10 protein-coding genes are annotated in these 11,420 nt (G+C 70.6%); 4 read left to right on the top strand and 6 right to left on the bottom strand.

Annotated features, from left to right (window positions below; translation table 11 throughout):
- Position 1: 1 nt before the first annotated feature.
- The 4 genes from C503_RS0119470 to C503_RS0119455 all read right to left on the bottom strand — a co-directional run bounded on the left by C503_RS0119470 (position 2) and on the right by C503_RS0119455 (position 3,499).
- On the bottom strand, positions 2 to 898 hold the full coding sequence (locus C503_RS0119470) for an alpha/beta fold hydrolase (RefSeq protein WP_018683898.1): 897 nt from the start codon (positions 896 to 898) through the stop codon (positions 2 to 4).
- A gap of 55 nt (positions 899 to 953) precedes the next feature.
- Positions 954 to 1,439 carry a phage holin family protein gene (locus C503_RS0119465; protein ID WP_018683897.1) on the bottom strand — a complete coding sequence of 162 codons (486 nt, stop codon included), beginning with the start codon at positions 1,437 to 1,439 and terminating at the stop codon, positions 954 to 956.
- 54 nt (positions 1,440 to 1,493) lie between these two features.
- Positions 1,494 to 2,693 carry a Na+/H+ antiporter NhaA gene (nhaA, locus tag C503_RS0119460; RefSeq protein WP_018683896.1) on the bottom strand — a complete coding sequence of 400 codons (1,200 nt, stop codon included), beginning with the start codon at positions 2,691 to 2,693 and terminating at the stop codon, positions 1,494 to 1,496.
- A gap of 77 nt (positions 2,694 to 2,770) precedes the next feature.
- Positions 2,771 to 3,499 carry a VIT1/CCC1 transporter family protein gene (locus C503_RS0119455; RefSeq protein ID WP_026316478.1) on the bottom strand — a complete coding sequence of 243 codons (729 nt, stop codon included), beginning with the start codon at positions 3,497 to 3,499 and terminating at the stop codon, positions 2,771 to 2,773.
- 101 nt (positions 3,500 to 3,600) lie between these two features.
- Between C503_RS0119455 and C503_RS0119450 the strand changes: the two genes are divergently transcribed.
- Complete coding sequence (locus C503_RS0119450) at positions 3,601 to 4,323, top strand: lysophospholipid acyltransferase family protein (protein WP_018683894.1); 723 nt, start codon at positions 3,601 to 3,603, stop codon at positions 4,321 to 4,323.
- Between the two features lie 141 nt (positions 4,324 to 4,464).
- Here C503_RS0119450 and acs read toward each other — a convergent pair whose 3' ends face one another.
- Entirely contained in the window at positions 4,465 to 6,444 is a 1,980-nt protein-coding gene (gene acs / locus C503_RS0119445) for an acetate--CoA ligase (protein ID WP_018683893.1), read from the bottom strand.
- 266 nt (positions 6,445 to 6,710) lie between these two features.
- Between acs and C503_RS0119440 the strand changes: the two genes are divergently transcribed.
- The 3 genes from C503_RS0119440 (at position 6,711) to C503_RS0119430 (ending at position 10,363) form a co-directional block, all read left to right on the top strand.
- A complete protein-coding gene (locus C503_RS0119440) occupies positions 6,711 to 7,910 on the top strand; it encodes an MFS transporter (RefSeq protein WP_156893336.1) in 1,200 nt (399 codons plus the stop codon).
- A gap of 331 nt (positions 7,911 to 8,241) precedes the next feature.
- Positions 8,242 to 9,600, top strand: coding sequence for a GGDEF domain-containing protein (locus C503_RS40020; RefSeq protein WP_018683891.1), 1,359 nt, complete (start codon positions 8,242 to 8,244; stop codon positions 9,598 to 9,600).
- A gap of 34 nt (positions 9,601 to 9,634) precedes the next feature.
- Positions 9,635 to 10,363 (top strand): Fic family protein, encoded by a 729-nt coding sequence (locus tag C503_RS0119430; protein ID WP_018683890.1) that lies wholly within the window; start codon positions 9,635 to 9,637, stop codon positions 10,361 to 10,363.
- A 97-nt stretch (positions 10,364 to 10,460) separates the two neighbouring features.
- Here C503_RS0119430 and C503_RS0119425 read toward each other — a convergent pair whose 3' ends face one another.
- Positions 10,461 to 11,387 (bottom strand): N-acetylmuramic acid 6-phosphate etherase, encoded by a 927-nt coding sequence (locus C503_RS0119425; RefSeq protein WP_018683889.1) that lies wholly within the window; start codon positions 11,385 to 11,387, stop codon positions 10,461 to 10,463.
- Positions 11,388 to 11,420 lie beyond the last annotated feature (33 nt).

The following is an 11,420-nucleotide window of genomic DNA, read 5'->3' as shown; positions in this document are numbered from 1 at the left end:
TTCAGCCCTTGATGAAGGCGGTGAGTAGGGCGTTCGCGGTGCCGGGGGACTCCTCGTGGGGGAAATGGCCCACTTGGGACAGTTCGTGCTTCTCGGCCGGGCCGCCCAGCCACGGGGTGGAGGCCTCGCGGGTGCGGGGGAGCACGCACGGGTCGTCGGCGCCGTAGAGCTGGAGCACGGGGACCTCGATCTTGCGGGTCAGTGCCTCGGTGAACCGCCTGCCCTCGCCGCGCACCTGCGAGCGCACTGCCCAGCGGTGGTACTCCAACGCGCTGTGCGCCACCCCGGGGACGAGCATCGCGGTCCGGTAGCGCTCCGCGGCCTCGCCCAGTTCCGACCAGTACTTCCCGGACCAGGACCGCAACCGCGCTTCCACGACCGCGGCACGGTCACGGGTCAGCGTGCGTTCGGGCAGCAGTGGTGGCTGTGCGCGGAACAGGTGCGCCATCGCGCGGGCCTGGTTGCGGGGTTTGCGGCGCAACGCGGTACGCCGGATCTGACCGCGCAAGGCCAGCGGGTGCGGGGCGGACACCGCCGCTACGGAATGCACGACGCGCGGGTGCAGCGCGGCCACACTCCAGGCGAGAAGGCCGCCCCAGTCGTGGCCGACCAAGTGGGCGCGGGTCTCGCCGAGTGACTTGACCAGCCCGGCGATGTCCCCGGACAGCGTCCACGCGTCGTAGCCGCGCGGGGGCTTGTCCGAGTCGCCGTAGCCGCGTAGGTCCACCGCGACCGCGCGGAAACCGGCGTCGCCCAGCGCGACGAGCTGGTGCCGCCAGGTCCACCAGAACCCGGTGAACCCGTGCAGCAGCAGGACCAGTGGACCCTCGCCCGTCTCGGCGACGTGCAGCCGGATGCCGTTGGCGTGGACGTCCCGGTGCGCCCACGGTCCGTCCACGCGAACGCTGGACGGGTCCGGGCGGGACACGGTGGGGGTGCTCAGCGCCGGTCCGTCAGGACTTGGGTTCGCCGCGGTGGGTCAGCGCGGACGCGGTGTCCTTGACCGTGGAGATCGTCCGTTCCGGCGCCCGGATCGACTTCACCTTTCGGATGCCCAGGAACACGAACAGCAGGGTGAACAGCAGCATGGCGCCGAACACGATGCCGTACGCGGCGGACCGGTACAGCCCGAGATCGGCCAGCAGCTCGGCGATGAAGAAGAACAGGAAGAACGTGCTGTAGAGGCCGACCGCCAGCGCGATGATGAAGAAGACGCTGCCCTTGACACCCTTCTTGATCTCCTTGGCCACCTCCGACTTGGCCAGCTCGACCTCGGCCCGGACCAGGGTGGACAGGTGCGTCGTGGCGTCCTTGACCAGGGTCCCCAGGGACTGGTCACCCGCCGCCGCGAGGGCGCGGTCGTCAGCGAGGGGGATCGAGGGGACTTGCGGCAGCCCCGAACCGTCTGCTTTTCCGTGCGCGCTGGTCACCTGCGTCATGGTGCCATGCTCGATCGTCGGGGGCCGGGCGGGCGGTACTCTCCGCGTTTCGCGTTAGCCCGCTCGGCGCGCGCGGCCGCGCTTGATCAGAATCGCGGCGGCCAGCAGGGCCGCGACCGCGGAGGCGGCGAGTACGGCGGCCTTGGCCGTGCCCACGTCGGTGGCTGGCAGGGACAGATCCGCGATCAGCAGGCTGACCGTGAACCCCACCCCGCCCAGCGTTGCGACGGCGATCAGGTCACGGGTGCCCAGACCCGCGGGCAGGGCGGCCACCCGCAGCCGCACGGCGAGCAGCGCCGATCCCGCGATGCCGATCAGCTTGCCCAGCACCAGGCCGAGACCGATCGCCCAGGCGACTCGGTCGTGGACGAGCCGGGCCAGTGCGTCGCCGTTGACCGACACACCCGCCGCGAAGACCGCGAACACCGGCACGGCGATCCCGGCGGACCACGGCTGGAGCCGGTGTTCGAGCCGTAGCGCCGGGGCTTCCGGTTCGTACGGGTCCTTCCGGACCCTGGTCAACAACGCGAGGGCGACACCGGCGATCGTCGCGTGGACACCACTTGTGTGGACCGCGACCCACACCGCCACCGCGAGCGGCACGTACAACCACGGCGAGGTGATCCGACGGTGCTGTAGGTACCAATAGAGGGCGAGCAGCACTACCGCGACGGCGAACGCGAACAGGTTGAACGACGCGGTGAACAGGACCGCGATCAGCGCGATGGCGCCCAGATCGTCCACCACGGCCAGACTGAGCAGGAACACCCGCGCGCTGCTCGGCATCCCGGACCCGGTCAGTGCCAACACGCCCAGAGCGAACGCGATGTCCGTCGCAACCGGGATCGCCCACACGGATCCCGCGCGCGGATCCCCCCACGCCACCGCTAGTGCTATCAGTGCCGGTACGACCATCCCGCCGATCGCGGCCAACACGGGCAGTAGCGCGGCTCTAAACCGGGACAGTTCACCCAGAACGAGTTCACGCTTGAGTTCCAGCCCCGCGACGAAGAAGAAGACCGCCAAAAGGCCGTCTTGCGCCCACTCGCCGACGGTCAGATCCAGGTGCAGAACGTGGGGTCCGATGCGGACATCCCGGATTGCCTCGTAGATCGAGGAAATCGGCGAGTTCGCCAGGAGGAGCGCCACGGCCGCGGCGCCCAGCAACACCATCCCGCCGACTGTCTCCGTGCGGAGATACCGGGCGAACTCGGTGAGCGCCTTCGGGGTGGACGGGCGGCGGCGACGCGACAAGGGCTGCTCCAGGGTAGGGCTGGTCCATTGCCGACCAGACTTCCCGGCGCACCCACAGCCACCTTAGCCCATCGGCATCAACCGACAGTGACGCCGAACAGCACGCCCACGTAGTAGGTCACCACCATCGCCAGCGTCCCCACCACCACGTTCCGCAGAATCGCCCGACGCGGGGGAGCGCCACCGAGCCGTGCGCTGATGAAGCCGGTTAGAACCAGACCCACCACGACCGCGATGATGCATGTCCACACGCGCGCGTCCACCGGTGGCAGTGCGATGGAGACCAACGGGATGAGCGCGCCGATCGCGAACGACAGGAACGACGCCACGGCCGCCTGCCACGGGCTGGTCAGGTTGTCCGGGTCGATGCCCAGTTCCGCCTCGGCGTGCGCGTGCAGTGCGTCCTTCTGCGTCAGTTCCCGCGCGACCTGGGCCGCCAGCTCCGCCGACAGGCCCTTCTCGCGGTAGATGTCGGCCAGTTCCTGCTCCTCGGCCTCGGGCATCTCCGCTAGTTCGCGCTCCTCCAAGCGCAACGCGGCCCGCTCGGTGTCGCGCTGGGTGCTCACCGACACGTACTCGCCGCCCGCCATCGACAGCGCGCCCGCCACCAGACCCGCCACGCCCGCGGCCAGGATCGCGGTCCGGTCGGCCGTCGCGCCCGCGACACCGACCACCAGACCGGCGGTGGAGATGATGCCGTCGTTGGCGCCGAGCACCCCGGCGCGCAGCCAGTTCAGCCGTCCGGACAGCCCGTTCCGGTGCGGCTCACCCGCGTGGGCGGGCGCGGTGTCGCGTTCTGTGTCCACCTGGGCATTCTGCGGGACGGCGAGTGGTCGGACCACTCCCGGTTTCGCGGACCGGTCGACGGATGCCGCAAGATTGCCGGGTGCGTGACACCAGTAGACCCATGGGCACCTGGCGGGCCCTCGCGTTGATGTTCCGGACCCCGCGGCGTGGCCGCGGCGCCTGGTACGGCCTGGCCATCTACCTGATCTGGCCGCTGCTCGCGCTGAGTACGCGGCTGCGCTTCCGCGGCGGCGAAAAGCTGCCGCGCACCGGCGGGGTGGCGCTGGTGTCCAACCACCTGTCGTTCGCCGACCCGGTGACGGTCACCGCGTTCGCGCTGGCCGCCGGGCGCATCCCGCGCTACCTGGCCAAATCGAGCCTGTGGCGGATCCCGGTGGTCGGCCGGGTGCTCGCCAGCGGCGGGCACATCCCGGTGGAGCGGAACACCGCCCAGGCCCGGCACGCGTACATCGGCGCTGTGCAAGCGATCGAACGCGGAGAGTGCGTGATGTTCTTTCCCGAGGCGGGTTTCTCGGACGATACGGACCACTGGCCGTCACGGCGGGTGAAGAGCGGGGTGGCCAGGGTGGCGCTGGAGACCGGCGTGCCGGTGATCCCGGTCGTCAACTGGGGCACGCACAAGCTGCTGCCGCCCACCGCCCGGTTCCCGCGGCTGTTCCCGCGCAAGACCGTCGACATCCTCGCCGGTGACCCGGTCGACCTGTCCGACCTGGAGGGCACGGACCGGGAGACCGTGGACGAGGCGACCAAACGGATCATGCACGCGGTCACCGAGTTGTTGGCCGGGCTGCGCGACGAAAAGCCTCCCGCCACCGAGTGGTGACGGGAGGCTTTTCGTCGCGCGTAGGCAGGTTGTCTCCCGTGGCCCTCCCCCTGCCCCGGCGGCAATGCCCTGACGGTGCTCTACCAGGTCGGGGACGATGCCGGGCGGGGAAGTGGGGGTGGGTGGTGGGAGGAAAAGAACTCAGTCTTCGTTCGAGGTGTTGCTCTTCAGGCCCGTGCTGATGAGGTCCATCACGGTCGAGTCCGCGAGCGTGGTGGTGTCGCCGATCGCCCGGTTCTCCGCGACGTCGCGCAGCAATCTGCGCATGATCTTGCCGCTGCGCGTCTTCGGCAGCTCGTTGACCACCAGGATCTGCCGCGGCTTGGCGATCGGGCCGATCTCGGAGGCCACGTGGTCGCGCAGCGTCTTCACGGTGTCGTCGCCCGCGGTGGCGCCGCCGCGGAGGATCACGAACGCCACGATGCCCTGGCCGGTGGTCGCGTCGGTGGCGCCGACCACCGCGGCCTCGGCCACGGTCGGGTGCGACACCAGCGCCGACTCCACCTCGGTGGTGGAGATCCGGTGCCCGGAGACGTTCATCACGTCGTCCACCCGGCCAAGCAGCCAGATGTCGCCGTCCGCGTCGTACTTCGCGCCGTCACCGGCGAAGTAGAAGCCCTGGTCGGCGAACCGCGACCAGTAGGTGTCGCGGTAGCGCTCCTCGTCGCCCCACACCCCGCGCAGCATCGACGGCCACGGCTGGTCCAGCACCAGGTACCCGCCGCCACCGTGCGGTACCTCCACGCCCTGGTCGTCCACGACCTTGGCGGAGATGCCCGGCAGCGGGCGCTGGGCGGAGCCCGGCTTGGTGTGCGTGACCCCCGGCAGCGGGCTGATCATGATGCCGCCGGTCTCGGTCTGCCACCAGGTGTCCACGATCGGCGTGCGGTTCGCGCCGATGTTCTCCCGGTACCAGATCCACGCCTCCGGGTTGATCGGCTCGCCCACACTGCCCAGAACACGAAGGCTGGACAGGTCATAACGCGCCGGGATGTCCGCGCCCCACTTCATGAACGTGCGGATCAGCGTCGGCGCGGTGTAGTAGATGGAGACCTTGTGCTGCTGGATGATCTCCCAGTGGCGACCCTCATGCGGGGTGTTCGGGGTGCCCTCGTAGACCACCTGCGTGACCGCGTTCGACAGCGGCCCGTACACGATGTAGGTGTGGCCGGTGATCCAGCCGATGTCCGCGGTGCACCAGTAGACGTCGGTGTCCGCCTTGAGGTCGAACACCGCGTGGTGGGTGTAGGACGCCTGGGTGAGGTACCCACCCGAGGTGTGCAGGATCCCCTTCGGGTTACCCGTGGTGCCACTGGTGTAGAGGATGAACAGCGGGTGCTCGGCGTCGAACGCCTGCGCCTCGTGCGTCTCCGCCTGGCGGTCCACCAGGTCGTGCCACCAGATGTCGCGGCCCTCGGTCCAGCCCACCTCGCCGCCGGTGCGGCGGACCACCAGCACGTGCTCGATGGACTCGGTGTGCGCGGTGGCCTCGTCGGTGTTGTCCTTCATCGGCGCCGGGGCGCCGCGCCGGTACTGGCCGTCCGAGGTGATCAGCAGCCGGGCCTGGGCGTCGTCGATGCGGGAGCGCAGCGCGGTCGAGGAGAAACCGCCGAACACCACGCTGTGCACCAGGCCGAGCCGGGCGCAGGCGAGCATCGAGTAGATCGCCTCGGGAATCATCGGCAGCTGGATGGCGACCCGGTCACCGGCCCGCAGACCGAGCTCGGTGAGCGCGTTGGCGGCCTTGGAGACCTCGCGCAGCAGGTCGCGGTAGGTGATGTCGCGGGTGTCGCCGGGCTCGCCGACCCAGTGGATCGCGACGCGGTCGCCGAGGCCCGCTTCCACGTGACGGTCGACACAGTTGACCGCGACGTTCAGCTTGCCGCCGACGAACCACTTCGCGAACGGCGCGTCGTCCCAGTCCAGCACCCGCGACCAGCGCGTGTCCCAGGTGAGGCGGTCGGCCTGCTCCGCCCAGAACGCGTCCCGGTCCGCGGCACCGCGCTCGTAGGCGTCCGCCCCCACGTTGGCCCCCGCGCTGAACTCAGCCGACGGGGCGAACACCCTGCTCTCCGTCGACAAGTTGTCCAGCGTGGGGCTCTGACCGGACTGCTCGGTCATGGGCCTGACCTCCTCAGGTGAATATCCGGCTCCGCTCGACGGGAGCGGCCGGCTGTCGACACCAGAATCTAGTGCTCCCGGGTTCGCGGGGACAGTCCGACACCGCATAGGTGTAGACCAGTAGCGACCCAATCGAAGCGCTTTCCAAGTTCGTCCGATCGGGGGGCATCTGCTCCGTTCGGCTGTCCTCTTCCGATTCTGCGGAAAGTAGCCTGGTGGGGACGTACCGTGGTCGACGGTGATCCAGGCAGGAGATACCGACGCTGGTGGGGGGACGGATGGGTGGGGAGTCGCATCTCGCACGCCCGGAATTCCGCGCGCTGTGGATCGCCGAGGCACAGTCCGTGGCGGGGGATCAGCTGGCCCGCGTCGCCATTTCCGTCCTGGTCTACCAGCGCACTTCCTCCGCTGCCCTGACCGCGCTGACTTACGCGCTCACCTTCCTGCCGGACATCGTCGCAGGCCCGCTGCTGTCCGGTGTGGCCGACCGGTTTCCGCGCCGCGAGGTGATGGTGGTGGCGTGCCTGAGCCAGGCGGTGGTCGTGGGGGTGATGGCCATTCCCGGGGCGCCTGTTGCGTTGGTTGCGGTGTGCGTCGCGCTGGAAGCGGCCGCGCAGGCGCCGTTCAAGGCCGCGCAGACCGCGCAGGCCCGGGTGTTGCTTGGCAACGAGTACCTCGCCGCCGGACAGGCCCGGCTGACCACGCTGCGTGAGGTCGGCCAGCTCGTCGGGCTGGCGGGCGCGGGCGCGGTGGTGGCGCTGCTCGGCACCACACCCGCGCTGGCCCTGGACGCGCTCACCTTCCTGGCCTCGGCGGCGTTGCTGCGGTTCGGCATGCGGGCCCGTCCGGCCGCACGCACTGCTTCCGTTGCCACGTCCGGGATACTCCGACCGGACCGCCGCAGGCGCGCGGTGGTGTCGCTGTCGCTACTGGCCGCGTTGACGGTCATGCCGCACGGCCTGATCGTGCCGCTGGTGCACGAGCTCGGCGCTCCCACCTGGACGGTCGGCCTGCTGCTCGCCGCCGACCCGCTCGGTCTGGTGTTCGGTGCCTACCTGTTCTGTCGGGCGGGCAGACCGCGGGACTCCCAGCACGCGCTGATCGCCCCGCTGTCGCTGCTCTGCCTTGGCGCGTTGGTGTTCTTCGCCGTTCGCCCGCACCCGGTGCTCGCGGCGGTATTGCTCGCGGCGTCCGGTTTGGGCGCCGCGTACCAGATCTTGGCCAAATCGGCCTATGTGGAGCTATTGCCGGACGCGGTCACGGGGCGCGCCACGGGGATGGTGCGCACCGGACTGCGAGCGGGCCAGGGAATGTCGGTACTGGCAGGCGGCCTGCTCACCGAATTGTTCGGGTCCGCTTCGTTGACCATCGCGTTCGCCGGTGTGGTGGGGACCATAGGCTGCGCGATAGCGGGCTTCGTCTGGCATCACGGGAGGTCGACGGTCCCGAAGGAGGCGGTGGCGTGACTCAGGTGATCTGTCGGGGACGGATCAGTCGGGCGCGAGTCAGTGGGGCCCGGTGCTCGGGACCGACCCGGGAACAGTTGTCGAACCGGGCTGCGGCTCAGTACTCGCGGTTGCGCATCTCGGCTTCCTCCTCGGCTGCGCGTACGGTTGGGACGACAGCGGGAGCCGTGGCTCCGGCACTTCGGCTCAGTACTCGCGGTTCCGCATGGTGCTACCTCCCTCTCGGGTCCCGGGGGACCGAACGCATCCCGCCCGCCGCGGGTCACGTTCAGTGTCCCGTCTGTCGCAAAGGGGGACAATGCCCAGTCTGACAAGTCCCAGAGACTCTTGCTTGATCGGCATATCCCTCCCCCAGCGGCTTCGGGCACTCGATCTGCTGGCGCACACGACCACGTGGGGCTTCCTGTGGATCGTGGTGACCGAGATCACGATCTTCGGTTGGGCAGTGACCGGGACGGTGACCGCGGGCCCGGCGGACGCATTGTCGCTGCGGCTGTTCGCGCTGATCGCGGTCGGCGCGATTTTGCACATGGAGGCTACCAAGCCCGCGGAGGAACGCCGTCGGGCCGCGCACCTGTCCGGTGAGCACATCGACCACACCGGGGTCTGGACCACCGCGGGCGCGTTCGTACTGCCGGTACCGCTGGTGGTAGCACTGGTTCTGATCATCCGGCTGCGCCGGTACTTCATCGCCCGGAAACCACCGGGGCGCTATGTGTTCACCACATTCGCCATCATGTCCTCCGCGTTGGCCGCGCAGGCACTGGCAGTGGCCACTCCGGTGCACGAGTGGGCCCGCGGCGCGCCGGTCGACCCGCGGAAGATGCTCGGCGCGACCATCGCGGTGGCCGCCGCGTTCGCCGCGTACTACGCCGCCCAGACGATCGTCATCGGCGTCGCCCGGGGGCTGCGCGGCGACCGCTCCTGGCTGGCGATCATGGGCAACCGCAAGGAGAACGCCGACCTGGCCATCACCCTCTGCCTTGGCCTGATCGCCGCGTGGAGCTCCGGCGTGGCCTACGGGCTGGTGCTCGCCGCGCTGCTGGCGGTGGTCGTCGGGTACACCCGGCACACCCAGCGCATCGAGCAGCTGGAGCTGGAACGGGACCGGCTGGAGGTGGACGCGCTGCACGACCCGCTGACCGGCCTGGCCAACCAGCGCGGCTTCAACCCGGCCGCCGCGCTGGCGCTGGTCGCCGACCAGGCGCGGCAGCGGCCGACGGCGGTGATGATGTTCGATCTGGATCGGTTCAAGCAGGTCAACTCCCGGCTCGGCCACCTCGGCGCCAACGAGGTGCTCAAGGCCCTGGCCCTGGTGCTGCGGGCCAGCGTCCGCCGCGACGACCTGGTCTGTCGGTGGGGCGGCGAGGAGTTCTCGGTGCTGCTGCCGGGCACCAGCCGCGCCGACGCGTGGGCCATCGCCGAACGCATCCGCGCCGCGGTCGCGGACATGACCGTGGAACTGACCAAGGCCGCCGGTGGCCGCACCGAACTGGTCGGCGACTTCACCATCTCCGGCGGTATCGCGCTGTCCCCGGAGCATGGCACCGACCTGGCGACCTTGCAGGAGTTCGCGGACCAGGCGCTGGCGGAGGCCAAGGACGGCGGCCGCAACCAGATCCGGGTCACGCCGGCGATCCCGCTGCCCGGCCCTCGGCACGCGCGCGAGCGCACAGTGGACGCGGGCTGACGGCTCGGGGCGGGTCGCTGGGTACTGTGCGGATGTGACAGATCCGCTGGCGCCGTTGCTGGACCTGCCGGGGGTGGCCGACGCGGTCACCGCTGCCCGCGACGCGATCGCGGATGTTCACCGCCACCCCACGAACCGCCGCGGCTGGCCTACTACCGCCGCTGAGGCTTCTGTCCGCGCGGCGCGCGCGTCCGCCGTGCTCGACGGTGGCGCCGCGGAGATCCCGGACAGTGGCGAGGTGTCGGACCCGGTCTTGACAGGCGCGTTGCGCGTGGCGGAGGCGTTGGGTCCGTTGCTGCCCACTTGGGAGCGGGCTCCGCTGCAGGCACTGGCCAAACTGCACGTCCTGGCCGCGGCGGACCTGGCCCCCAACGAGTCTTTGGGGCGTCCCCGGTCCGGGTTGGGCGTGACGAGCAGGCTGGACCTGTTGGCGGGCTTGGTGGCGGGCGGCACCAGCGTGCCGGGCCCGGTCCTCGCCGCGGTCGTGCACGGCGAACTCCTCGCCCTGGCACCGTTCGGCACGGCCGACGGCGTGATCGCGCGCGCCGCGGCCCGTCTCACGCTGATCGGGACCGGCCTGGACCCCAAGGGACTGGGCGTCCCGGAGGTGGCCTTCCTGCGCGACCCCGGCGGCTACCGCCAGGCCGCCCTCGCCTTCGCCCTTGGCGAGCCGGACGGCATCACCGACTGGATCATCCGCACCTGCGCGGCGATCACCGCGGGTGCCCGCGAGGCCACCGGCATCGCCGACGCCGCAAGCTGATCCAGCCCACAAGAGATCGGTGGGTTGGCCGTGCCCTGTGGACGGATCCGGGGCTTGTGGACAACTCGAATCCCGCGACCACACGGCGTGGCGTGGTTCAGAGCGCGGCGACGTTGAGTAACCCCAGTGCCCGTCGCACGTGCCCGCTGGACTCGGCCAGCGCCTCCGCCGCCTCCCGGATGTCCACACCGGACAGCAGGTGCACGATGGCCACCTTCAGGTCCCCGTGTGCCGCCATCAGTGCCGCGGTGCACTCCTGCGGCCCCGAACCGGTTGCCTCGCGCAGGATGCGCAGGCTGCGGCCGCGGAGCTTGGCGTTGGTGGCCCGCATGCTGACCATCAGGTTGTCGTAGGTGCGGCCCAGCTTGACCATGACCGCGGTGGAGAACGAGGTGAGCAGGATCTTCTGCGCGGTGCCCGCCTTCATCCTGGTGGAGCCGGAGATGGCCTCCGGCCCGGTGTCCACCGCGATGAGCAGGTCCACGCCGGGCGCGCGCGCGGTGTCCGGGTTGTTGGACACCAGCGCGGTGGTGGCGCCGATCCTGTGCGCGGCGTTGAGCGCGCCGAGCACGTACGGGGTGCGGCCGGACGCGGTGAGGCCGAGGACGAAGTCACCCGCGCGGGCGTCCCTGGTCATCTCCGCGGCGCCCGCCGACTCGTCGTCCTCGGCGCCCTCGGCCGCGTCACGCAGGGCGGCCGCGCCGCCCGCGTGGTGGACCAGGAACCAGTCGTCGGGGACGTTGTAGGTGGGCGGTAGCTCGGCGGCGTCGATGGTGGCGAGCCTGCCGGAGGTGCCCGCGCCCACGTAGTGCACGCGGTGGCCGGCGCGCAGCGCCTCGGTCGCCTTGTCCACGGCCCGGCTCAGCTGGGGCAGGGCGGCGGCGACCGCCTCCGCCACCGTCCGGTCCTCGGTGTTGATGGTGCGCAGGATGTCGAGGGTCGACATCCGGTCGATGCCCCTGGTGCGCGGATTCCGCCGTTCGGTCGGGGAGTCGACGTGAATCGACTGGCGTGGCACGGTCATCTCAGGTCCCCCTTCCCGGTGCGGCGGAACCGC

This window comes from Actinokineospora enzanensis DSM 44649, assembly GCF_000374445.1.
GTDB classification, from domain to species: Bacteria; Actinomycetota; Actinomycetes; order Mycobacteriales; family Pseudonocardiaceae; genus Actinokineospora; species Actinokineospora enzanensis.
This window is presented reverse-complemented; position numbering and strand designations above follow the sequence as displayed.